General features: G+C 63.7%; 15 protein-coding genes. 8 read left to right on the plus strand and 7 right to left on the minus strand.

The window, feature by feature from the left end; all coding sequences use genetic code 11:
• Positions 1–663: 663 nt before the first annotated feature.
• Positions 664–1,710: a LacI family DNA-binding transcriptional regulator gene (locus OQE56_RS18700; RefSeq protein ID WP_425601647.1), complete on the plus strand. Its 1,047-nt coding sequence runs from the start codon at positions 664–666 to the stop codon at positions 1,708–1,710.
• A 55-nt stretch (positions 1,711–1,765) separates the two neighbouring features.
• Here OQE56_RS18700 and OQE56_RS18705 read toward each other — a convergent pair whose 3' ends face one another.
• The 5 genes from OQE56_RS18705 to OQE56_RS18725 form a co-directional block, all read right to left on the minus strand.
• Entirely contained in the window at positions 1,766–3,238 is a 1,473-nt protein-coding gene (locus OQE56_RS18705) for an MFS transporter (protein WP_267226389.1), read from the minus strand.
• Positions 3,235–5,454, minus strand: a complete 2,220-nt coding sequence (locus OQE56_RS18710; protein WP_267226390.1) for an alpha-L-rhamnosidase-related protein — start codon at positions 5,452–5,454, stop codon at positions 3,235–3,237. The genes OQE56_RS18705 and OQE56_RS18710 overlap by 4 nt, the downstream gene beginning before the upstream one ends.
• Positions 5,451–7,772, minus strand: a complete 2,322-nt coding sequence (locus OQE56_RS18715) for a TIM-barrel domain-containing protein (RefSeq protein ID WP_267226393.1) — start codon at positions 7,770–7,772, stop codon at positions 5,451–5,453. The genes OQE56_RS18710 and OQE56_RS18715 overlap by 4 nt, the downstream gene beginning before the upstream one ends.
• The gene (locus tag OQE56_RS18720; protein WP_267226396.1) at positions 7,772–9,340 is read right to left on the minus strand and encodes an alpha-amylase family glycosyl hydrolase; all 1,569 of its coding nucleotides are present in this window, start codon (positions 9,338–9,340) and stop codon (positions 7,772–7,774) included. Before OQE56_RS18720 ends, OQE56_RS18715 begins: the two co-directional genes overlap by 1 nt.
• A gap of 173 nt (positions 9,341–9,513) precedes the next feature.
• Positions 9,514–12,411 (minus strand): TonB-dependent receptor, encoded by a 2,898-nt coding sequence (locus tag OQE56_RS18725; protein ID WP_267226399.1) that lies wholly within the window; start codon positions 12,409–12,411, stop codon positions 9,514–9,516.
• Positions 12,412–12,909: 498 nt separating this feature from the next.
• On the opposite strand from OQE56_RS18725, the gene OQE56_RS18730 reads away from it, so the two are divergent.
• The 7 genes from OQE56_RS18730 to OQE56_RS18760 all read left to right on the plus strand — a co-directional run bounded on the left by OQE56_RS18730 (position 12,910) and on the right by OQE56_RS18760 (position 21,728).
• On the plus strand, positions 12,910–14,526 hold the full coding sequence (locus OQE56_RS18730) for an alpha-glucosidase family protein (RefSeq protein WP_267226401.1): 1,617 nt from the start codon (positions 12,910–12,912) through the stop codon (positions 14,524–14,526).
• Between the two features lie 110 nt (positions 14,527–14,636).
• Entirely contained in the window at positions 14,637–14,855 is a 219-nt protein-coding gene (locus OQE56_RS18735; protein ID WP_267226405.1) for a hypothetical protein, read from the plus strand.
• Positions 14,856–15,070: 215 nt separating this feature from the next.
• Positions 15,071–16,255, plus strand: a complete 1,185-nt coding sequence (locus OQE56_RS18740; protein ID WP_267226408.1) for an FAD-dependent oxidoreductase — start codon at positions 15,071–15,073, stop codon at positions 16,253–16,255.
• A gap of 103 nt (positions 16,256–16,358) precedes the next feature.
• Positions 16,359–18,314, plus strand: a complete 1,956-nt coding sequence (locus OQE56_RS18745; RefSeq protein WP_267226409.1) for a serine hydrolase domain-containing protein — start codon at positions 16,359–16,361, stop codon at positions 18,312–18,314.
• Positions 18,315–18,386: 72 nt separating this feature from the next.
• Entirely contained in the window at positions 18,387–20,678 is a 2,292-nt protein-coding gene (locus OQE56_RS18750; RefSeq protein WP_267226411.1) for a UvrD-helicase domain-containing protein, read from the plus strand.
• A gap of 11 nt (positions 20,679–20,689) precedes the next feature.
• Positions 20,690–21,268, plus strand: coding sequence for an FUSC family protein (locus OQE56_RS18755; RefSeq protein WP_267226412.1), 579 nt, complete (start codon positions 20,690–20,692; stop codon positions 21,266–21,268).
• Positions 21,269–21,371: 103 nt separating this feature from the next.
• Positions 21,372–21,728: a hypothetical protein gene (locus OQE56_RS18760; RefSeq protein ID WP_267226413.1), complete on the plus strand. Its 357-nt coding sequence runs from the start codon at positions 21,372–21,374 to the stop codon at positions 21,726–21,728.
• A gap of 6 nt (positions 21,729–21,734) precedes the next feature.
• Here OQE56_RS18760 and OQE56_RS18765 read toward each other — a convergent pair whose 3' ends face one another.
• Positions 21,735–22,991: a heme biosynthesis protein HemY gene (locus OQE56_RS18765; RefSeq protein WP_267226415.1), complete on the minus strand. Its 1,257-nt coding sequence runs from the start codon at positions 22,989–22,991 to the stop codon at positions 21,735–21,737.
• Positions 22,988–24,091: a uroporphyrinogen-III C-methyltransferase gene (locus OQE56_RS18770; protein ID WP_267226417.1), complete on the minus strand. Its 1,104-nt coding sequence runs from the start codon at positions 24,089–24,091 to the stop codon at positions 22,988–22,990. The genes OQE56_RS18765 and OQE56_RS18770 overlap by 4 nt, the downstream gene beginning before the upstream one ends.
• Positions 24,092–24,149 lie beyond the last annotated feature (58 nt).

The raw sequence follows: 24,149 nt of genomic DNA on the forward strand, positions 1-24,149 counted from the left end.
CTTCCGGGCTGCAAGCCCGGAAGGCGCGCCATCGGGGTGGCCTTTCTCTTGGTTACTTCTCTTTGGCCACGCAAAGAGAAGTGACCCGCTGTCCGGCAGGACAGCGGAAGCCCGCCGCAGGCGAGCCCGGTCGCGGTAGCGCCACATCAGCGCCAAGAGCAAAGCTGACAGATAGAAACGCTACAGCGAGCACCCGCCCCTCACCCCAACCCTCTCCCCGAAGGGGAGAGGGAGCTAAAAGCTCGCGCCATTCGCGTCGCCGCGCCCACTCAGTCAACCTGCAACCATTCCACCCACAACACCACCAACACCCCAACCTCCAAGTGTTTGATTTTCGTCAAATGAACACCCGCTAACCAAAACCGCCTCGCCTCGTGCAACTTTCGCCGCGCAACGCGTTCTTACTTTACGGATGCACGCAACGGCATCCGCCGGCTCACCACCTCCCTGGATGAGCCAACCGGTAAGCGAACCTCTCCCCTGGGTTTCGCTTCCATCCGGCCCCGAGGATTCCCCCCTAATCCTCGGGGCTTTTTTTCGCCCACAGTTTCTCTCAGGCCCGATCAAGGACAGCGACCGCACAAATCGCTAGGATTTGCGGCATCCTTCGCAATTGGCCACAAGGAGCGCGGCCGGCATTTCAAAGGTCACGGCTGCGTGCAGATCAAGGGAAAAGTCACCTCATTTGATATTGCCCATCTGGCTGGGGTCTCTCAGTCGACGGTCTCACGCGCCCTGCGCGGCAGCCCGCTGGTCAACGAGGAAACCCGCCGGCGCATCCAGGCAGCCGTCGATGAACTGAACTACAAAGTCGACAAGAACGCGTCCAGCCTGCGCGCCAAGCACACCGGCACGTTGGCGCTGCTGCTGTTTGAGGACCCGACGGCGGACGAGTCGCACATCAACCCGTTCTTCCTGTCGATGCTGGGCTCGATCACGCGCGCCAGTGCGCAGCGTGGTTACGACCTGCTGATTTCGTTCCAACAGTTCTCGCATGATTGGCATGCCGACTATGCGGACAGCAAAAAATCTGACGGCATCATCCTGCTCGGCTACGGCGACTACCTCGCCATCCGCGACAAGCTGCAGAAACTGGTGAATCAGGGCACGCGCTGCGTGCGTTGGGGCGCGGTGCTGGCCGACCAGCCGGATATCTCCGTGGGCTGCGACAATCTCAGTGGCGGACACGCGGTGACCACGCATTTCATGGAACAGGGTTGCCGGCGAATCGCCTTCCTGGGCGACGCCTCCAGCCACTACCCGGAATTCTTCGACCGCTATCGCGGCCACATTCGCGCGCTGAACGATGCGGGGCTGGAGGCCGAGCCGCTGCTGCAGGTGAATGCCGAGAGCACCGAACGCTCCGGCTACGACGCCCTCGAAACACTGCTTGCGCGAGGCATCACGTTTGATGCGGTGTTCGCCGCCAGCGACCTGATCGCCATCGGCGCCATGCGCGCCATGGACGACCATGGCCTGAAAGTACCGGACGACGTACTCCTGGCCGGCTTCGACGACATTCCCATGGCCAGCTTCGTCAATCCGCCGCTGACCACGGTGCTGCAGGACACCAATCTGGCCGGTGAGATCCTCGTGGACAACCTGCTGAGCCTGATCCGTGGCCAGCCCGCCGAAAGCGCCATGCTCCCGGCGAAGCTGATTGTGCGGAAATCGAGCCTGAGGGGCCGAGAAGACAAGAGCGAGAAGTGAGAAGTGAGAGAAGAGCGGCCCCGCCTGCTTTCTCTCACTTCTCACTCCTCTTAACTCACTCCTGGCTCCCAGCCGGCTCCGCCACGCGCAGCGTGCAAAGCCCCGCCATCACCAGACTTGCGCCCCCCATAGCCAGCGCCCAGATCGGCTGCCCGTGGAAGAACAGGCGCAGTAACAAACCCAGCACACTGGCCGCCAGCAACTGCGGTATGACGATGAAGAAGTTGAAGATGCCCATATAGACGCCCATCTTCGCGGCCGGCAGGTTGTCCGACAGCAGCGCATACGGCAGCGAAAGAATGGACGCCCAGGCGAAGCCCACGCCAACCATCGACAGCAGCAGCCAGTGCGGGTCGCGGATCAGCAGGAACGACAACAGCCCTGCACCACCCAGCCAGAGATTGATCAGGTGGCTCATGCGCAAACCCCAGCGCCGGACCATCCAGGGAATCACCACGGCAGCCAATGCGGCGAAAGCGTTGTAGGCGGCAAACAGCACGCCTACCCAGTTGGCACCGTCGTTATACGCGGCCGAATGCGTATCGGTGCTGCCAAAGTGCACGGCGGCCACCGCCGGCGTGGTATCGATCCACAAGGCAAACAGCGCAAACCACGAGAAGAGTTGCACCCACGCGAGTCGGCGCATGGTCGCCGGCATGTGGTACAGATCGCCCATCATCTGCCGCACCATGCCGCTGCTGCTGGTCGCCGAGAGCCAGACGAACAACGCGCCGAACACCAGCAGGCCACCTGCAAGCAGATACAACTCTTTTTCCAGGGAATAGTGATAGATCACCGGCACCAGCAGCGCGCCCAGCACAAACAACGTGCCACCGATACGCCACGCGCCAGATGCGCTGGTCACCGGCGCTTCTGCACCGGCATCATCGAAAGATGCGAGTTCCTCCGGCGGATACTCCGGCGTGGACAGCACGGTCCACAGTACCGAGATCAGCAGCACCGCACCGCCCAGATAGAACGCGTACTTCACTGTATCGGGTATGCCGCCCACGCCCGCCACATTGCTGACGCCCACCTTGGCGAGCAGCCACGGCAGCAGTGAAGCCACGACTGAGCCCACGCCGATAAAAAAGCTCTGCATGGCATAGCCGAGCGGCCGCTGCCGCGGCGGCAACTGATCGCCAACAAAAGCGCGGAACGGCTCCATCGAAATGTTGATCGACGCATCCATGATCCACAGCAAGCCCGCCGCCACCCACAGCGCAGGCGAATTGGGCATGCACAGCAGCGCGACGGTGGTGAGCACCGCGCCGATCAGGAAATAGGGACGGCGGCGCCCGAGCCGGTTCCAGGTGCGGTCGGACAGATAGCCGATGATGGGTTGCACGATAAGGCCGGTGAACGGCGCCGCAATCCACAGCGCAGGGATGTCACCCACGTCCGCGCCGAGCGTCTGGAAGATACGGCTGACGTTCGCATTCTGCAGCGCGAAGCCAAACTGGATGCCCAGAAAACCGAAGCACATGTTCCAGATTTGCCAGAACGACAGTTCAGGCTTGCGGGTCATGGGGTGGCCTTTTCTGTCGGCTGCGGCGACACCAGCAAGGCATCGATGGTGGCTTCGTTGACCGGCCCGCCCGCACCGCCCTGCTCGCCCGTGTAGTGAGCATTGTGGCTGAGGTAACTCATGTTGAAGCCCTGATCCAGGCTGAAGCGGCAAGGTGTGCCTGCGTGCGCCGTGATGGTGACAGAGGTGGAGCGCTGCGGGCCGGCACTATGTGGCATCAGCACCGGAAGTGGCTGCGGCTGGCCACTGTCGCAGCGGATATCGAGTAGTTTCACTGCAGCAGTCACGCCGGTGTTGATCGGCCCGTGGGCGTTGGTATACGCGAATGCCACGCGATAGGTGCCGTCTGCCGGAGCACGCCACTCCCACGGTCCCTGACCGGCGACGCGTGCTTCATCGCCTTCGCAGGTTTCCTTGCTGGGTAACGACTCCATGCCACCTTCGCCCACCTGGGTGAGCTGAAAACATTGACGGGTGCCGCTGTCCGGCACCACCAGGCTGCCTTCAACAAGCCCTGTGCGGCGGCCATCGACATAGAGCATCGCCTTGCTCGGGGAGGCAATCTGCCATCCCTTTGCGGTTGCTGTCACCGACGGCGCATCGGGCATGGCCGGGCCGTAGAGCGGCGCATCGATGCGCAGCGGTTTCGCACCTGATGTGATCGCTTTGAGCTGGACGATGGTTTCGTCACCCTCACGAGACTGCGCCGCGGCCACCAACAGATCGCCATCGGCATTGGCAGGGCGCACCAGCGTGATGTGCTGGCTGCCCAGATCCAGCGTAATGCGCTGCGCGTCACCGAACAGCGGCGCCAGCCATGCCGACGGCAGCTTCGGATCAATGCGTCCGTCGTCGCCAAGACCGAATACACCAGTCATCACCATGTCGAGATAGGCAGCTACCGACCACAACTGGCGCGGTGAATTCACGACCGGACCACTGAGCGCGCCTTCGTCGACATGTACCGCCTGCGAAACGAGCTCGTAATTTTCCATGTTGGATGCAGCCAGCGCTGCGCCCCGCACCAGCGAATCCATTTCATGCGCGATGCGCGGAGCATCGTTGACGGCGCGTGCGGCGCGCAGCGCATAAGCGCTCACGAACGGCCATATCGCGCGATTGTGATAGATCGGCTGATCTGCCCGCTCGGGCCAGATCACCGGGCTGCCGGCCGGCCATGAGGGGTAGTTCGCCAGCGCCTGCTTCGCGCGCCCTTCGTCCGCCACACCGCTGGTGATGGCCAGTGATAACCCGAGCAGGTCATAGGTATCCACCGGCATGGCGTTCGGGCCGATGTAACTCATATACATGCCGCGCTCATCGCGCCAGAAATGCGCGTTGATGGCCTGCCTGAGCGCATCAGCCTGCGCGCGGTACTCGGCGGCTGTCGCGTCATGGCGCTGCGCTGCCTGCTGTGCAGCGAGTTGCAGGGCCTGATAGTGCAGCACATTGGTCGACAAGGCGAAGGACTCGCCGATAAAGCGCACATCCTTCTCGGTCCAGCGCGGATACGTCTGCTGGCGCCAGTCAAGGAAAGAAGTTTCGCCGCGATACAGGCCCAGCCTGCCATCGAAGGTATAGAGCCGATCCTGCGCCAGCGTGTCTTTCAACGCGCGCCACGTGTCATCCGCAAACGCGGCATCGTCCAGCAGGTGCCGCGCGCCGAGGAACCACACCACGCGATCGGTACTGATGGGCCAGCTGCCACCCGAGCCGGTGTCCTGCATCACGTACAAGCCTTGCGGCGCCGACGGTTCGCGAACATCCGAAAGCTTGAAGCGCATCGACTGCCGCGCGCGCGCCGGATCCAGCCGCCACAGCGCAAGATCGACCGAGTACGACAGGTCACGTGTCCACACAAACGGCCATTTCGCGCCGGTGGCAAAGCACTCGCATGGCATCGGGTGGCCGTGGTCATACGCGCCGTCGCGAATTGCCGCGACAGAGTCCTGCTGCAACTCGGCCTGCGCCATGGCAAACAGGCCATCAAACATCGGGCTAGCGGTGTGCACCGCCAGTTTCTGAGCGGCGATCTTGCGTTCACCCTTCGGCGCATGCAGCACGAAGCCGCCGTTATTGCCGGCACTCATGCTGGCGACCTTGTCCTGCCAGGCAACGTCGCCCTTGGCACCGATGACATCGGCATGCGCAGCGGCGGCAGACAGCATCACGGCACAGGCGAGTGCCAGACGACGACGCATCAACGTTGCCATCATGGCTGCACCGCCATGCCGTCGAGCTTCAGCTCGCGCGCCTCACCCGCCGTCACCTTGACGTAGGTGACATCGCCAAAGCGATCCTTGCCGCGCGCCCAGCCCTCGCCGGCTGCCGCGCACAGGGCGTCCACACTGTCGAGCATAGGCAAGGGTTTGCCAGCGCTGGTCGCGGCGCGTGCTGCACCGCCGTGGATCGCGAGCACGTAGTTTTGCCAGCTGGACGAGAAACGTCCGCTGCGGGCTGCGGCGTGGAATGTCACGACATCACCCTCCCGGCGCACGCGGATGGGCTGCAGGAAGTACGCACCCTTCTCATAGCCATAGGTTTCCCCGTCATCGTCGTACAGCTCGAAACCGCTCTCGCTGTCGGCAGGGAATATCTGCACGTCCAGCGTCGTCACCGGATGCTGCCCAACGTAATCCATGACAGGCTGCTGGGGAATGATCGCGCCCTCACGAATAAAGAGTGGAATGTCGCTCCAGCCTGCCGCGTCAACCGCCAGCGTGATCTCGCGCCCACCTTCGTATGCCTTGCCGTCAAACCAGCCGACCCAACGGCCGGATGGCAACGCCAGATGCTTCACCTTTTGCCCCTGCTCCACCACGGGCGACACCAGCAGATAGTCGCCAAACATCCAGGCGTCGATGCGATCGCGCTGCGCGGCGTCGGTGGGGTAAGCAAACTGCAGCGGCCTCACTACGCCGATGCCGCTCACGTGATTCATGTGTTCGTAGGCGTAGATGTACGGAATCAGGCTATAGCGCAGGCGAATGGCGTCCGTCGCCGCTTTCTCCGCCACCGGGCCGTAGACCCACGGTTGACGCTTCTGCCCGAAGTCGCCATGCACGCGGAATACCGGCGTGAACGCGCCAAACTCGATCCATCGCGCGTAGTTCTCATCGGTGGGACGCGGTGCCTTGAAGCCGCCGCCATCCATGCCCCAATGCATCGCGCCGACGTTGAAGGCCGCCAGCATGCGCTGCCGCTGCGCCGCCATGCTGGCAAACCCGCTTTGGATGTCGCCCGACCACACACCATAGGCGTAGCGCTGGGAACCCAGGTAAAAATTGCGGTTTACGGACCACACGCGCTGATCGCTATGCGCGCGCTGGCCGTCGTACATGGCACGCTGCATGTTCAGGAACTGCGTGTCGACGCCGCTGTCATCCGCCTCGTCGTTCCACCAGCCGGCGATACCCGTATCGAACGAGTGCTTCAGCGCATCGTTGAAGAACCATGCACGCACTTCCGGCTTGTCGAAGTCCACATCGCGCACCGGCTTGTGCGAGAAATAGTCGGGTGCTTCTTTTGATTGCGCCAGCCAGTACCCGCGTTCGGACGCTTCGCGCCCTTCCACGGTATTCACATGCAGGCGCGGCTTCATGATGCCGGTCATGTGCATGCCGCGCTGATCCATCAACTTTTTGAGCTTGCCGTCCGGTCCATCGGGAAAGGTTTCGGTGTTCCAGCGGAACTCACCCATGTCCTCACCCCACGCCTTCCAGTCGAAGTCGAAGGTGAAGTTGTCGATGGGAATGTGTTTGGCGCGATAGGTATCGACCAGTGACAATGCCTCCTGCTGATTGATACCCCACTGACTGTTGGTGAAACCCATCGACCACTTGGGAAACATCGGTGCCGCCCCGCTGAGCTGACGGAGCTGCGAGAACAACGCGACGGGCTGGCCCGCGAGCAGATAGATCGTGTGGATCGGTTGCTTGTCCGCGTGAATGGCAATGGCGGTGTCGGACAGATCGAAATGCGCAGGCTCGGCATCGGCCAGCACGCCATAGCCCGCCGTACTCCATACGAACGGCGCACCGGTGTGACCTTGTCTGCCCGCCGTAGCGACCTGCTTACCCTGCCGCAGCAGATCACCGGTTTGCGCGTCGAACGCATTGAGTCCGCCCACGCCGTACTGCGGATCGCCCTTGGCATGACGCAGCGACCAGTGGCCCTGCATGGCGTGGGAGAGATCCGCATCGAGCAGCAGGTGACCGTGCTGGTCTTCCATATGCAGCACCGCCTGGCGCGGGTTCCAACGCAGAGTCACGCAATCGGATCGCATCACCTGCTCGTCGCCTTGCTGCTCGCGCCTCACCGGCACCGGGTCGAAACTGGCCTGCGGATCGATGACCGGCGTCGCCGGTTCGCGCGTGCCATCCACGCGCAACTGCACGATGCCGGGCGCGAGCAGGCGCAGTTCGAGCTTGCCCTGGGGCACCGCCAGCTCCATGCGGTCGGCGGACGCATCGGCCGCCTGGGCCGCGCCACCGAAAATCGACAGTAGCCCCAGCGCAAACAGGCGGCGGCGCATCAGTGCAGCACCACGGTGCTATAGGCCGGGAGAGACAGCTGGCCCTTTTCCAGGGCGGCTTGCGGTTGGGTCGTGAGCAGCACGGCGGCGTCCTTGGGCAGCAGTGATGCCTGAGGTTTCCACATCGCGGCCTTGCCGGAAAGGTTATGCACGACCAGCACGCGCTGCTTGCCGTCGTCGCGCCAGTAGGCAAGCAGGCGCGGATTGCCGGTGGCCTGCTGCTGCAGTTTGCCATCGCGCAGTGCGCTGTTCTGTGCACGCCAGCGGATCAGCGTGCGATACGTGTTGAGCAGCGACGAGGGGTCGTCCTGCTGCGCCTGCACCGATACGGCCTGACCCTGATGCACGCTGGAAGGCTTCCAGCGGGATTCACCCACGCTTGCTTCGCGCTGCCAGCGCATCGGCTCGCGCAGGTTCTCGTCGGGCTTCCTGCCCTCCATGCCCAGCTCTTCGCCGTAATAGATATACGGACGGCCCGGCAACGTCAGCAGCATGGCCGCAGCCACGCGCATGTGATCGAGATTGCCATCGAGGCGGCTCATCACGCGTTCCTGGTCGTGATTGGACAGGAAGGTGGAGTCGATGAACGACGTGTCGCCCGCTTCGCTATAGGCCGCGTAGGTGTTCTTCAGCAAGGTATCGAGCTTACCGACGCGTTCGCTCTTCGCGCTCACGATCAGCTGCTCGGCCAGCGGAAAGTCGAAAATGGAACCCAGCGGCTTGAGATAGGGCGCCAGTTCCTTCGGCGATGTGGCGCTCACCTCGCCCACCAGGGTCACCTTGGGATTCACCCTGGCCAGCGCGTCGTGGTACTCGATCCACCACTCGACGTTCTTTGTCAACGCCTTGAGGCTATGTACGTCCGACTTGAAGTCGACGTAGATGTGCTTGGCGGCATCCAGGCGGAAACCATCCACGCCCTTGCCCAGCCAGTACTGGCCCACCTTGATCATCTCGGCGCGCACCGCCGGGTTGTCGTAATTGAGGTCCGGCATGTGACCGCCGAACACGCCGATGTACCAGCCATCATCGCCGGCGTGCCAGATCGGTGTATCGGTGGCGCTAATCGCCTTGAGGTCTGGCCGCGCGGTGCTCCAGGTGTACCAGTTCCGGTAGGGATCGTTGGCCTTCTGCGCTGCCTTGAACCAAGGATGTTCGTTGCTGGTGTGGTTGATCACCATATCCATGGTCACAGCGATGCCGCGCTTGTGCGCTTCGGCGATCAGCCGTTCGAAATCGGCGATGGTGCCGTACTGCGGGTTGATGCCGTAGTAATCGGTGATGTCGTAGCCGTGATAGCTCGGCGAGGTATTGATCGGCATCAGCCAGATGCCGCTGATACCCAGCGATTTCAGGTAATCGAGCTTGGCGGTCACGCCATTGAGATCGCCGATGCCATCGCCGTTGGTGTCATACCAGGCGCGGACAAAGATCTCGTAGTAGACGCCGGAGGAAGGGGCCGCCTGTTGCGGCGTGATGTCCTGCGCGTGAGCGGCCGGAAAAGAGGCTGCGCCAACGGTGGTGGCGACCAGAAAAGCCAACGAGCTGAACAAGCGGGTCCGAAACATGCCGTGCTCCATTCGAAAGCCGGGAAGCTTCGATGGAACGGTACACCGAAACGTTGCAGCGCTTCGGACCGGTGACCGCCACGCCGGGCCTCGCGGTAGGCGGGCCTGCGCAACATGCGCAGCCCCAAAAACATCGCGCCGGTGCCCTTGCGGGACACCGGCGCGATCGTGGTTTACAGCTTGAACTCGACGCCGAGGTAAGTGGTACGACCGAAGTACTGGATCGTGCCGGTCTGCGAAGGGTCGGAGCCGAAGTAGGTGCGGGTCGGCTGGTTACTGAGATTCAGCACCTGCGCCACCGCGCGCCACTGGCTGCTGATCGCGTACGACGCCTGGAAGTCGTAGACCGTTTCGGCAGCGAAGGTGACCATCTGGTTGTTCACCGACATCTGCGTATCGGAGGCGAACTTCGAGCGGTAATTGCCCGATACGCGCGCCGAGAACGGACCGTAGTCATAGAACACCGCCGCGCTTGCCACGCGCTTGGACAGGCCCGGCAGACTGAGGTTCGCCGTGGGGCCGCCCAGCGTGTTCGGATCACGCACGTTGCTGGTGGTCAGTGCGAAGTTCGCCTGCACGCCCAGGCCTTCCCAGATGCCCGGGAAGATGTGGTTCTTGGCGAACGACATTTCCAGGCCCTTCACGCTGCCGCCTGCGGCGTTGTACGAAGTCTGGTACTGGCCGTTCTCGTAGGGCTGACCGGTGGCCGGGTTGGTCGGCACAGGGATGCCTGCCGCCGCGAAGTCGTAGCCGTTGTAGGTCACGTCCTGCACGAACGAGTCGATGTGCTTGTAGAACACGCCAGCACTGACCATGCCCGACTGATCGTCAAAGTAGTGCTCGTAGCCCAGATCCCACTGGAACGCGCGCAGCGGATCGAGCAGTGGGCTGGTGCCGCCCCACACGTTGTACTGGGCGAGCGGACCGGCACCCGACACCCACGAACCGGAACCCGCCAGCATCTTGTTGATCGGCGGACGCGCCAGCACCTTGGCGGCCGAGAAGCGCATCTGGTCGTCATCGGTCAGGTGGTACACCAGGTTCAACGACGGCAGCCAGTCGGAGTAGGTCTTGCCGACGTGGAGCGGCGCGTAGTCGGTGCTGGTGTAGCCATTGCCGTCGGTAATCGGCACGCCAGCGCCGTTACCCACCTGCTGCAGGCCATCGCTGTACTGGTACTGGTGCGAGTAGCGAACGCCAATGTTGCCGGTCAGCTCGTGGCCGAAGACATTCTGCGAATCGATATCGGCCTGGAAGTACAGGTCGCGGGTCTGCTCATTGACCGAGCCGCTCTGGATCATCGACCAGCTGTTGTTGTGGATGTCCTTCACCGGGTTGGCGACGATGCCGTGCGCAGCGAGGATGGCCGGGCCATTCAACTGCAAGAAGCATGGCATGCCGGCGAACGTGCCCTTCCAGCAACGCACGTTGGCGGCGCTGGACGGAATGGTCAGCGGGAGGCCGGCCGTGGGGTCGGTACCCCATTCCGAACCGTAGACGTAGACCTCGCGATCGGCGTTGTACGTGTGATTGTTCAGGTAAACGCCCGCTTCCAGCGCCGAGAACCACTCGCTGTTGGGCAGGTCGTACTTCACGTCGGTACGGAACGCCTTGATCTTGTCGTGATAGATGTAGGGGTACACGCCATAACGCGACAAGCCCATGTCGTTGAGATTGGTGTAGATGCCCGGGTTGGCGAACGACACCGAACCCACGCTACGACCGGCCAGCTGATAGGTGGTGGACTGCGCCATCAGCGACGGGGTCGCCGTGCCCAGACCGTTGTACGGATCGGCCGTGGTGTCCACGTTGATCTCGTTGCTGGTGGCGCGTGACAGCGACAGATCGGTGTTGACGTGCCAGCGGTCGTGGTTCCACTTCATGTTGAGACCACCCGAGAACACGCTGGTGTTCGTCGTGTAGTTGTCGGCGGTGGTCTCGTTGGAGAAGTTGTTGGCGCCCGGGCTGGTCACCGTGCCACCGGTCATGGTGCCGTACGGACCAAGCACGGCGTTGGAGATCAGGTTCTGGTTGCCGTAGATGTTCTGCGTGCGGAAGCCGTAGCCGAACGAGGTGTCCTTGAACTTCGAGTAGAACGCGTCGGCGCCGAACTGCAGTTCGTCGGTGGCCTTCCACACTACGGTGGCCATTTCGCCGGTACGACGCTCGTTACCGCCGTTCTGCTGCACCTGCAGACCCTGGGTGAGGTAAGCCTGCTGACCGCTCGGCAGCGTGACACGGTTGCCGTCGGACGCTTCGCCCACGAACTGCTCGGCCACGTGCGGCTGGTACATCTGCGCCACGCCCAGGCCGACACCCAGCGTGTCGTTGAGGAACTTGCCCTGCCACGCGGCGCTCACGCGATAGCCGGTGGAGTTGGCACCTGCCACATCATTGGCCTGGCTGTTGTAGCTGCCACGCGCGTCGATGTTGAGGTTCTGCTCCTTCGGCGCATTGAGCGGGTTGGCCGTCTCCATGGCGATGGTGCCGCCCACGCCGCCGGTGATCAGCGACGACTGCGAGGACTTGTACACCGTGGCCATGTTGATCAGTTCGGAAGGGTACTGATCGAAATTGATGTAGTTGCTGCCGCTGGTGGACGGCTGCTCGCGACCATTGAGCGTGGTCTGGATGAAGTTGCCCGACAGACCACGAATGTTGATCTGCGAAGCCTGTCCGGCAATGCGCTCGGCCGACACGCCCGGCAGGCGGGTCAATGCGTCGGCAATCGACTGATCGGGCAGGCCGCCGATGTCGGCAGCGGTGATTACGTTCTGGATAGTGTCGGCGTAGCGCTGGTAGTCGATCGCCTTTTCCATGCCCTGGTTGTAGCCAGTCACCGTGATGGTGGACAGGCTCTTGGCCAGCTGCTGGTCCTGCGTCTGCTTGGACTTGTCCGCGCTCTGGTCGTTCTGCGCGTTGGCAGGCGCTGCCTGGTCGCCGGTTGCACCATTGCCGGCAGCGACACCACCGGTGTTTGCATCCGTCTCAGCCGGCGTCGCGTGAATGCCGGCGGTAAAACAAAGGCCGGACGCCAGCGCCAGGGCCAGCACATTACGTTTCAGTATCACCGTCTTCCCCTCCCACGGGTTTGCACTTCTATGGTTTTGTAGTTGCCGCCGCAGTCCCCACAGACTGCGGCGGGCTACGCGCCAGTGCATGCCGAGTATTCGGAGGGCCCCGTCGCGTGGCGGCCATGGTAGGGCTGCGCCAAAGGGCGAACAGGTCTATGCATACGTATTCATGACCGCGTTTTTTTGTGCACCTTTGACAAAATTCTAATGGCTCGCACGTTCGGTTGACACATCAAATCGCGCACACCGCGAAGATCACTCTGCGGTGAGACTGCCAATGGTGCAGCGGTTTTTACGCGTTGACGCACCATCGGCGCTCGCGATTTTTTTCATCGCGCCAACGCGGCAACGCATGCTGCTGCATCGCAATATCGCGTTTTTCTGAATACGTATGCAGTCAAAGCATCTGCTTCGCACTCTGCCTTTAAGCTGCCCCCGCGCTTCGCTCTGGGCGGGGTCCGGTGATGCGCGCATTGGGCAAACGGGACATGCGACATGAGTGATGCACCTTGGTGGCGCGGAGCAGTCACCTATCAGATCTATCCACGCAGCTTCATGGACACCAACGGCGACGGCGTGGGTGATCTGCCGGGCATCATCGACAAGCTCGACTACGTGGCCAGCCTTGGCGTGGACGCGATCTGGATCTCGCCGTTCTTCCGCTCGCCCATGGCCGACTTCGGCTACGACATTGCCGATTACCGCCTGGTCGACCCCTTGTTTGGCAGCAACGACGACTTCGACCGTCTGCTGGCCAAGGCCCACAAACTGGGCCTGAAGGTGATGATCGACCAGGTGCTCAGCCATACCTCGGCCGAGCACGCCTGGTTCAAGGAAAGCCGCGAAAGCCGCGACAACGCCAGGGCGGATTGGTACGTGTGGGCCGACGCCAAAGACGACGGCACGCCGCCCAACAACTGGCTGTCGCTGTTTGGCGGCGGCGCCTGGCAGTGGGAACCGCGTCGCGGCCAGTACTACCTGCACAACTTCCTGACGTCGCAGCCCGACCTCAACTATCACAACCCGGACGTACGCCGCGCTGTGCTCGGCGAGGTGAAGTACTGGCTGGACAAGGGTGTGGACGGCTTGCGCCTGGACGCGATCAACTTCTGCTTCCACGACGCCGCGCTGCGCGACAACCCGCCCAAGCCGGAAGACAAGCGCGTAGGCCGTGGCTTCAGCCCGGACAACCCGTACGCGTTCCAGTACCACTACTACAACAACACGCAGCCGGAAAACATTGCGTTTCTCGAAGAGCTGCGCGCATTGATGGACCAGTACCCTGACGTGGCGGCCATCGGCGAAATTTCGTCGGAAGATTCGCTCGCCACCACGGCCGAATACACCAGCGGCCATCGTCTGCACATGGGTTACAGCTTTGAGCTGCTCACCGATGACTTCAGTGCGGCCTACATTCGCGGCACGGTGCAGAACCTCGAAGCGCAGATGCTGGAAGGCTGGCCCTGCTGGGCCATCTCCAATCACGACGTGACGCGCGTGCTCAGCCGCTGGGGCAATGGCCAGGCCTCTCCTCAGCTGGCCAACTTGCTGAGCGCGATGGTGTGCTCGCTGCGCGGCTCGGTCTGCGTCTATCAGGGCGAAGAGCTTGGCCTGACCGAGGCCGACGTGCCGTTCGATGCGCTGCAGGATCCCTACGGCATCACCTTCTGGCCCACCTTCAAGGGCCGCGACGGCTGCCGCACGCCGATGCCGTGGAATGCCGGCATCAACGCCGGCTTCAGCATGGCCGATCCCTGGCTGCCGGTACCGCCCGAACATCAGGCGCTCGCCGTCACCGCGCAGGAAGCGGCGCCGGATTCGGCGCTCAATGGCTTCCGCGCCTTCATGACGTGGCGCAAGACACAGCCGGCGCTGCGCTGGGGCGATATTGAGTTCATCGAGACGCCCGAGCCAGTGCTGGCTTTTACGCGCCGGCATGGCAACGACACCCTGCTGGCTGCCTTCAACCTCTCCGGTCAGGCGGTAACGATGCCGCTGCCCGCACGGGGTACGGTCACGGCAGTCAACGGGCACGGACTCGCCCAGGGCCATCTGGCCGGCGGCACGCTCAGCCTGCCGGCGCACGGCGCGCTGTTTGCGCGCGTGGACTGAATCACTGGTTACTCCCCCGACGGCGGACGTGTTCGATAGCGCCGCCGTCGCTTTTCCCTCGCACGCACCGCTTCTATGATCGAGCCCTCGATCCCCAGGGAGCCTTCCCCATGCGTGCAGTTCTGATCATCCTCGGCCTCTTGTTGCTGGCCGGCGGCGTCTGGGTTGTCTTCGGCAACGGCAGTTACCAGACCACCGATACATTGCTGCAGATCGGCTCGGCGAAGATCACTGCCACGCACGACAAGGCCATTCCGTCCTGGATCGGCATGGCGAGCATGGCTGTCGGCGCGTTGATGGCGCTGGGTGGATTCCTCAAGAAGGGCTGACGATATCGTCCCACCCAGTACACCGCGCTTCTTAGGTTCGTCATTCCGGCGCAGGCCGGAATCCAGTGACAGTTGCGTTCGATGGTCGCGATCACGAACATTGACCAACAGTCTTGCCGTATCGCGAAGTCCAAGCGACGACGCCACTGGATTCCGGCCTGCGCCGGAATGACGAGCATGTAGGCTTGCCACGTCATCACACCGGGGAAACACGCATGGAACGACGCCAATTCCTGCGCCAGGCGGGCGCCACGCTCGCCGTGGCCTCCACGGCAGGCCTCGCCGCCTGTGCAGGGCAGCCATCGCGCCCGGTGTCGACGGGGCGCGCGCTTTCGCTCGCCCCCATCCGCGCAAGCACCGATCGCATCACCGGCGTCTATGTGTGCACGCGTCCCTTTCGCGCGGCCGGACCGCGCATCGAGATGCAGAAGCTCGGTGCCAAGACCATCGTGCACAACTATGGACATGGCGGCAGCGGCTGGTCGTTGTCGTGGGGCGCAGGCACGCTGGCCTTGCAGATGGCGCAAAGCACGGGCGTACGGGAGCTGGGTGTCATCGGCTGCGGCGCCATTGGACTCACGACAGCCTTGCTGGCACAACGCGCAGGGCTTGCGGTGCGCATCTACGCCAAGGCGTTGCCGCCCGATGTGTTCTCCATGCGCGCCTCCGGCCTGTGGACGCCTGACTCGCGCATCTGCGATGCCGCGCATGCGCCCGCCCTGGCGGACCGCTGGGAAATGATGACGCGCATTTCCTACGCGCGTTACCAGAGCCTGCTCGGCCTGCCGGGCAACCCCATCGAATGGATCGACGGCTATTCGCTATCCGATGCGCCGTTTGGCAAATTCCACGGCGACGTGCCGGACGAACCCGAATACGGCGACTTCGCCGATCGCGTGCGCGATCTCACACCGAGGCCGGTAGAGCTGCCGCCGGGCAGCCACCCGTTTCCTGAGCCTTACGTGCGCCGCTACAGCACCATCATGTTCAACATCAGCAGCTACGCCAATCTGCTGATGTCCGAATTTCTCGCGGCGGGCGGCAAGATCGAAGTGCGCGAGTTTCAGCACGCCGATGAGCTGCAGAAGCTCCCGGAGCACACGCTGGTCAACGCCACCGGTTATGGCGCACGCGCGTTATTCAACGACGACTCGGTGATTCCCGTGCGCGGCCAGACCGCACGGCTGATTCCGCAACCCGAAGTTACCTACGGCCTGCGCACGCACAATCTCAGCGTGGTGCCACGCACCGACGGCCTCATGGTGCAGGTGCTGGGTGACAGCGGCAATTTCAACAACGACGACATCACGCCTCATCGCGAGGTGTCCGAGGCGGCCGTGCGCGAACTGGCGGAAGTCGTCTCGCAGATGAAAAGCGACCCGGCGCACAGTCCCGCCTGAAAGCTCGCTGACGCGCGTTGACGCGACGCAGACGCCGGACTGGGTGCGGCGCGGCATACTGGACGCCCGTTTTCGCCGCGCCCCACCCTTCAAGGAGTCACGCATGCCCCTCGCCGCGCCCGCCGTGAAGAGCCGGTTCCCGTGGCGCGAGCGCATGGCGGCGCTGGCATTGATGTTGCTGCCGATGACGGTCTGGGCGCAGTCGCCAATCCAGATCACGCCGTTGCCGGAGGCGAAACACGCGAGCGTGACCCCGTTGGGCGCCGCCGACCTGAGTGCCACCGACCTGCAATCCTGGTTGGACGCGCCGATGAACGGCCTGATGCAGCAGGGATCGGCGACAGGCTCTGTAGTGGTCGTGGTGAAGGATGGCGAGATTCTGTTTGCCCAGGGCTACGGCTATGCGGACGCGGAGACCCGCAAGCCCGTCGATCCCGCCACGACCCTGTTCCGCGTGGGCGCGATGTCCGGCATGGTCACGGCGACGGCTGTGATGCAGCTGGTGGAACACCACAAGCTCGACCTCGATGCCGACGTCAATCGCTACCTCGACTTCACCATCCCGCCGCGCGATGGCAAGCCGGTCACGCTGCGTGACTTGCTGACCAACACTGCGGGCTTCGAGGACGTGATCAAGGGCCAATACGTCACCGACCCGAAGCTGATCGACAGGGACGAGCTGGGCATCCATCACGGAACCCGAATACCCGCACGAATCTATCCGGCAGGTGAAGTACCCGCCTTTTCCGCTTACGGCATGGCACTGGCGGGTTACATCGTGCAACGGGCATCGGGCCAGCGCTTCGACGAATATGCCGAGCGCCATATCTTCGAACCACTGGGCCTGCAGCACACCACGTTTCGTCAAATGTCGCCGCTATGGAAGGGGCTCGCGACCAATGCCGGTACGGGAGGAGTGCCGGAACCCGTGACGAAGCTGGTCATTCCCACGCCCGCACTAGGACTGACCATCAGCGGCGCTGACATGGCTCGCCTCATGATGGCGCAACTGCAATACGGTCGCGTGGGCCATGCGCAGCTGCTCGAGCAGGCCAGCGTGAAGGAGATGCAGAACGCTTCGCGCGCGACGATTCCCGGCCTGCCTGGCATGGCGCTGGGCTTGGCTCGCATGGAACGCAACGGCCTGACCACGCTTCGTCAACACGGTCATTTCAACGGGTTCCACAGCCTGCTGGCGCTGTTCCCCGAACAGCATGCCGGCATCTTCATCGCGACCGTCGGTGGCGATACGGGGCTGCTGCTGCGCCCGCTGGCCGAGGGTTTTGCCGATCGTTACTTCCCACCGCTGCCGCAACTGAAACAACCCTCGCTCGCCACTGCCACGGTCCACGCCGCGCAACTGGCCGGTCGTTACACCTCCAGCATCACGTCTCAAAGCAACGTGCTCGCGCTGCGCAATGTGTTTCACCAGAGCACGATCAGCCTCGGGACCGATGGCTCGCTGATCACGCCCATGTTCGCCGCGGCGCACTGGCGAGAAGTAAAACCCTATCTATGGGTCGATGACGCCACGGGCCGACACCTCGGCGCCGTGGTCCACGACGGCAAGGTGCGCATGCTGTCGATCGACACGCTATCCCCCACGCAGGCCTACCTGCCGGCCACCGGGGTAACACCCGCGACCATCGTACGCGTGGCGTCGCTGTTGCTGGCGTTTTTTGCGTTGATCGCACTCTCGTGGCCGGCCGTTGCCTGGCTGGCCCGGCGTCAACCCTCGCTGAACTTGCCTGAACGAGACGAGCGCTGGTATCGCCTCAGCCGCATCACGGCCGTGCTCTATCTGCTGTTTGCAGGCGGGTGGTACCTCATGTTGCCGCGACTGGGCGCGCTCCATCTTGAGATGCGTTTGTTTCTGCTTTTCGTGATCGGCTTGCTGGCCGTGCTCGGCACGGTGGCTGTCGCTGTTGAAAACTGGCGGGCGTGGCGTAGCGGGCACTGGTGGCGCAGGATCAGTGGCGGGATTTTGCTGATGTGCTGCCTTGGCGCCATCGCGTTCATCGCCTCGTGGCACCTGTTGAGCATCAATCCCGCCTACTGACACTAGCGGCCGCCCCTGCACGTTGACGGGGAATTCGGGACCGATTTCGCCTCGCCCGGTACAATAGGCGGGATGGATGTCTCCCACCTGATCGACAAGCTCAACGACGCGCAACGCGAAGCCGTGTGCGCGACACCTGGCAACTACCTGGTGCTCGCCGGCGCCGGTTCCGGCAAGACACGCGTGCTTACCCACCGGATTGGCTGGCTCACCCAGGTTGAAGGCGTACCGCCGTGGGCCATTCTCGCAGTGACCTTTACCAACAAGGCCGCCGGCGAAATGCGCGCACGCCTGGATCAGCTGATCCCGGGCGGTACGCAGGGCCTCACCGTGGGCACCTTCCACGGCATTGCGCACCGCTTGTTGCGCCGCCACTGGCGCGAAGCGGGTTTGCCCGAAAGCTTCCAGATCCTGGATGCGGATGACCAACAGCGCATCGTCAAGCGCGTGGTCACCGGGCTGGGTTTGGACGAGGCGCGCTTTCCGCCACGTCAGGCCACCTGGCAGATCAACCAGTGGAAGGACGAAGGCAAGCGCCCGGACAGCATCGAGCACCGCGATCACCCGATGACGCGCACGATGGTGCAGATCTATCAGGCTTACGAAGAGGCTTGCCGCCGCGCCGGCCTGGTGGATTTCGCCGAACTGCTGCTGCGTGCGCATGAGCTGTGGCTCAACAACCCGCATGTGCTCGAGCACTATCGCGACCGCTGGCGCTACCTGCTCATCGACGAGTTCCAGGACACCAACACGCTGCAATACGCGTGGATCCGCGTGTTGGCCGGCACCACGGGGCAGGTGTTCGTGGTGGGCGACGACGACCAGGCCATCTATGGCTGGCGCGGCGCCAAGGTGGAGAACGTGCAGCAGTTCCTGCGCGACTTCCCGGGCGCCAAGACCATCAAGCTGGAACAGAACTACCGTTCCACCTCCACCATCCTCAAAGCCGCCAATAGTGTGATCGCCCGCAACGGCGGCCGCCTCGGCAAACAGCTGTGGACGGACGGCGGCGAAGGCGAGCGCATTGCGCTGTACTCCGCCTACAACGAGCAGGACGAAGCGCGCTTCGTGATCGAACGCATCCGCGAATACATCTCGGAACACGGCGAGGCGCGCGACTGCGCGATCCTCTATCGATCCAACGCACAGTCGCGCAACTTCGAAGAGCAGCTGATGCAGCGCGATATCCGGTTTCGCGTGTACGGCGGCCAGCGCTTCTTCGATCGCGCGGAAATCAAAGACGCACTGGCTTATTTGCGCCTGTCCTCCAACCGCCACGACGATGCTGCGTTTGAACGCGCCGTCAACACGCCGCCGCGAGGCATCGGCGATCGCACGCTGGATGTGCTGCGCCGACGCGCGCGCGTCGAAGGCAGCTCCATGTGGGAATCGGCGCTCAGTGAATTGAGCGGCGGCAAAGAGCTGGCTGGCCGTGCCAAGAATGCGGTGAAAGCCTTTCTGGTGATGATCGAAGACATGGCGCGTGCATTCGCTCCCTCTCCCCTTCGGGGAGAGGGCTGGGGTGAGGGGTCAATCTTGCCGGAAGGCCTCGCTTCGAATGCCCCCTCACCCAACCCTCTCCCCGAAGGGGAGAGGGCTTCCAGTGGAATGACCCTTGCCGAGCAAATCGATCACGCCATCACCCACACCGGCCTGCGCGACTTCTACGAGAAGGACAGCCGCGGCAACGCCGAATCGCGCGTAGAGAACCTGGACGAACTGGTCAACGTGGCCAGCCGTTTCGAACTGACGCCCGACGATATCGACGCGGGCCTGAGCGAACTGGCCGCTTTCCTCTCGCATGCGGCGCTGGAGGCCGGCGAAGGCCAGGGCGAAGCGTGGGACGACTGCGTGCAGCTGATGACGCTGCATTCGGCCAAGGGGCTGGAGTTCCCGGTCGTGTTCCTGGTCGGCATGGAGGAAGGTCTGTTCCCCAGCCAGCGCTCGGTGGAAGACGAAGGCCGCCTCGAAGAGGAACGCCGCCTTGCCTATGTAGGCATCACGCGTGCACGCGAGCGCCTGTTCATCACCTTTGCCGAATCGCGCCGCATGCATGGCGTGGAGATGCTGGCGCGTCCCTCGCGTTTTCTGTCGGAGATTCCACCCGAGCTGATCGATGAAGTGCGCCCGCGCGTGCAGGTGAGTCGTCCGCTTTACGGTGCCCGGCCCGGCGCCAGCGGATCGATCTCGCTGGAAGAGAGCATGCCGCTTAAGCTCGGCCAGCGCGTCAGCCACCCAAGCTTTGGAGAGGGCACCGTGGTTAGTGCGGAAGGCAGTGGTGCGCACATGCGCATCCAGGTGAATTTCGCCGGCAACGGCAGCAAATGGCTGGTCTACGCCTATGCCAATCTGACGCCGCTGTAATCGCCCTTACGATGAACACCCGACAGCCCTTGCGAGAGAACCTGCGGCGCCTGCGTGACGTCGAGCAGGGCCTTGGGGCGTTGTATCAACGGCTACCCTGGACGCAACGAACGCTCAAAGGCCTGTGGCAAGCACTGCTGGCGCTGGTGGCCGCAAGCGCCGCCTACGCCCTTGGCCTGCTGCTGCACACGCAACAGGCGTTCTGGGCCGCGCTGACCGCCATTGCGGTGACGCAGCAGAGCTATCTCGATACTCGCGCGTCCTCGCGCGACCAGATCGTCGGCGCGCTGGTGGGCGGCGTGATTGGCCTCGGCACTGCCTTGCTGTGGGGCGAGCACTACAGTGCGTATGCTGTCGCCATCGTGGTTGCCATCACTACCTGTTGGATGCTTGGGGTAGGCAGCGCGGGGCGCCTGAGCGGCACCACGACGACCATCGTGATGCTGGTGCCGCACACCGGCCCGTTCTGGCTGATCGCGTTGACGCGTATCGGGGAGGTTGCGTTGGGCATCGCGTGCGCGCTGGCCGTGGTCGGCGTGGCCGAGCTGCTGGCACGTCGCTGGTTGCAACCCGCCGAACCGGAACTGTAAGCCAGCCGGGCATCCGCTTCCTTAACGCAAATCCGCCCGCGGGGAACCCTCGGGCCATGCACGAGCTCCATGTTTCCATGGTTTCTCAGAGGCAGGCCAGGCCATGACACCGCAACCCTTCGAAGATGCACCCGAACGCCCTCGCACGCGGCTGGATCACGACATCTGCGTGCACATCTTCACCGCTTCCGCCGCGATGGTGGGCGTATGCCTCACGGTCATCGGCATCCTTCGTGTGGTGATCTCGATACGCAAGGAAGACTTGCTTGGCGACGATCTTCTGGCCGTGAATTCGATGCTCTATCTGGCCTCGTGCCTGCTCTCGTACTGGGCACTGCGCACGCGCAGTGCCCGCCGCAATCACCGGCTGGAAAGGACGGCGGATATTATTTTTCTGGCCGCATTGGTGTTCACTGCGGTCAATGCCGGTTTCATCACCTGGGCGATTTCAGCCAGCTGACCGAACTTACTCAGGCAGGCGCGGCACACCATGCTCGCTGCGCTCTTCCATCGCGATGGGGCGTGTATCCAGCCGAGTGGAGCGAGCACCCTGCGGCAGTTCCTGGATCGGTTCGCCACGCGCCAACGCCAGCGCGTTGCGATAACAGCGCTGGGCCAGCGCGGCATCGCTTTGACCGGCATACACGTCACCCAGGGCTTCCCATGCACCGCTGCTCGGCGACAGCGCCAGCGAGCGCTCGAGATACTGCGTCGCCTTGCCCCACAGACTCAGCCGTGCGCACATGCGACCCAGTGTGAGCAGCAGATTCGCATCGTTGGGGTGCGCGTCCAGCCAGGATTCCGCGCGACGCAGCCGCGCTTCGATATCGTCGCCACCCAGCGCGCCGTACGTTTCGATCAACAGCGGCGACCACTCGCGGCGCAATGCCGATTCCACTTCGTCCATCGCCGGCAACACCATGCCGAACGATGCGGCCTGACGCGCGTACGCATCGATGGCAGCCGGCACGCGGCGCTGCGCCTTGGGCAACTGCGACCACAGTGTGTTGAGCGCCGCGGCATCGGGCGAGGCCCGCAACGAGGCGGACAGTACATTGGCCTCCAGCGCAGCGAAGCCGCGTGAGCCGAGCGCGCCACTCTTCTGCAGCGGCTCCAGTGCCTGTCGCGCGCGACGCATGTCGCCACTGTCCGTTGCCGCCAGGGCGAGCTCGCGCCAGCCGCCCGGCGTGAGGCTGCCGCTGTCGGCATCGGCGGCCAGCAGATTCACCGCTTCGGTCGATTTGCCTTCGCGCCGCAGCACGCGGGCACGCAGCACGCGCGCAGCGCGCGGCGATACCTGACCGGCTTCATCCAGCGTGGTCAGCGCACGGCTGTGTTCGCCGCGGCGCGATGCCGCTTCCGCCGCGGCAAGCAAGGCGGGCCCGCGCAGCACGTCCAGACGCGAGGCGCGATGCAGGTCGCGCTCGGCATCGCCGTGACGACCTTCCATCAGCGCCACCAGGCCTTCGCTCATCTTCTTCCGGCTGAGCCGGCGATGGCGGCGCGTCAACGCGCCAAACGGCCAACGCACGGCAAACCACGCTGCGCCAAGCAGCGCCCAGGCCAACAGCAGAATGACCAGGGCAGCGACCACGGTGGTCTCCGCCTGCCAGCCGCGCAACTGCACCAGTACGTAACCCGGGTCTTCTGCCACCCAATGCCAGCCAAAAGCGGCCAGCGCGGCAACGATCACCAACAACAGCAACCAGCGCCACAGCTTCATGACTTGGCCCCGGCCGACGCGCTGCTTGCGGGTTTCAGCGAATGCACCGCACGCAGGTTGCGCAATTCGTTCAGCGCGGCGCCCAGCTGCACCGGCGTGGACGGCTGCTGTGTCATCAAGGTCGCAAGCTGTTCGCGCGCGTGCTTGACCACGGGCGCGTTGACGTCGAACTGCGCGGCGATGCCTTCATCGGCACGTTTGAGCGCTGCCGCGTAAGCATCGCGGTCCGAAGCCAGCAAGGCAGCCTGCGCCTGCGCCAGGTCGATGGACGCCAGTTCGCGCGCAAAACGTGCATCGGCGACGGAGAGCGGCGCGCCGTTGGTGCGTTGCACCTTCACCACGTTGTTCAATGCCCCGACGATGCGCGACCAGCTGCCGGTCGTATCGCCTGCCTCAGGCGCATCCAGCGGCTTGAGCGGCAGCTCCTGCATGGACGCACGCAGGCCGGTGAGCGCGGACAATGCCGCGTCCAGCCCGGCAGGCTGACTCTTGGCGAGTGCCTCGCGCTCCGCGCCGATGCTCTGGCGCAGACCGGAGAACGCGCCGTCGTTCACCGCCGCCAGCGTCTGATCCGCCAACCCGTAGGCGGTCAATGCGCCCTGCGCGTCGTGGAACAGCTCGTAGCGCTCCTTGGCCATGCGCAGCAGCGATTCGGTTTCATCGAGCAGCATGGCATCGTGGCCAGACAGCGTCTTTTCGGACAGCTTGGCCACCGCATCTTCGAGATTGCGCGTGCGCTCGGCCTGGCTCAGCAGCTCTTCGCGCAGCGAGCGATTGACCTGATCGGCATCGCCGAGTCGCTGACGCAGCAGATTGCGCTCGCTTTCGCTCGCCGTCGCCGCAGTTTCCAGACCGTTGACGGTTTGCTTGAGCGCACGCAGGTCCGCGCTATCGGCAGCGCTGCCCTGCTCGTGCTGCCATTGGCGCCAGCCCACATAGCCACCGCCGCCGATAGCAACCAGCGAAAGCAGCAAAGTGACCGCCAGCGTGCCGCCACCCCGACGAGCCACTGGGGCTGGACGGGTGCTGCGGGAAGAAGTGGCGTCGGGTCGCGCGCTCGTGGACGCGCCAGTATCGGGAGTGGAGTCGTCGTGGCTCATGCGCGACATGCTAACAGCCCACGGCGGGGTGCTCGCATCAAGCGTGCGTGAAGAACGG

The sequence above is a fragment of the Dyella silvae genome (assembly GCF_026421305.1).
GTDB classification, from domain to species: domain Bacteria; phylum Pseudomonadota; class Gammaproteobacteria; order Xanthomonadales; family Rhodanobacteraceae; genus Dyella; species Dyella silvae.

Coding starts and splice junctions, on each gene's coding strand:
- OQE56_RS18705 (WP_267226389.1), bottom strand. CDS start 3,238: ATGACCCGCAAGCCTGAACTGTCGTTCTGGCAAATCTGGAACATGTGC.
- OQE56_RS18710 (WP_267226390.1), bottom strand. CDS start 5,454: ATGATGGCAACGTTGATGCGTCGTCGTCTGGCACTCGCCTGTGCCGTG.
- OQE56_RS18715 (WP_267226393.1), bottom strand. CDS start 7,772: ATGCGCCGCCGCCTGTTTGCGCTGGGGCTACTGTCGATTTTCGGTGGC.
- OQE56_RS18720 (WP_267226396.1), bottom strand. CDS start 9,340: ATGTTTCGGACCCGCTTGTTCAGCTCGTTGGCTTTTCTGGTCGCCACC.
- OQE56_RS18730 (WP_267226401.1), top strand. CDS start 12,910: ATGAGTGATGCACCTTGGTGGCGCGGAGCAGTCACCTATCAGATCTAT.
- OQE56_RS18735 (WP_267226405.1), top strand. CDS start 14,637: ATGCGTGCAGTTCTGATCATCCTCGGCCTCTTGTTGCTGGCCGGCGGC.
- OQE56_RS18740 (WP_267226408.1), top strand. CDS start 15,071: ATGGAACGACGCCAATTCCTGCGCCAGGCGGGCGCCACGCTCGCCGTG.
- OQE56_RS18745 (WP_267226409.1), top strand. CDS start 16,359: ATGCCCCTCGCCGCGCCCGCCGTGAAGAGCCGGTTCCCGTGGCGCGAG.
- OQE56_RS18750 (WP_267226411.1), top strand. CDS start 18,387: ATGGATGTCTCCCACCTGATCGACAAGCTCAACGACGCGCAACGCGAA.
- OQE56_RS18755 (WP_267226412.1), top strand. CDS start 20,690: ATGAACACCCGACAGCCCTTGCGAGAGAACCTGCGGCGCCTGCGTGAC.
- OQE56_RS18760 (WP_267226413.1), top strand. CDS start 21,372: ATGACACCGCAACCCTTCGAAGATGCACCCGAACGCCCTCGCACGCGG.
- OQE56_RS18765 (WP_267226415.1), bottom strand. CDS start 22,991: ATGAAGCTGTGGCGCTGGTTGCTGTTGTTGGTGATCGTTGCCGCGCTG.
- OQE56_RS18770 (WP_267226417.1), bottom strand. CDS start 24,091: ATGAGCCACGACGACTCCACTCCCGATACTGGCGCGTCCACGAGCGCG.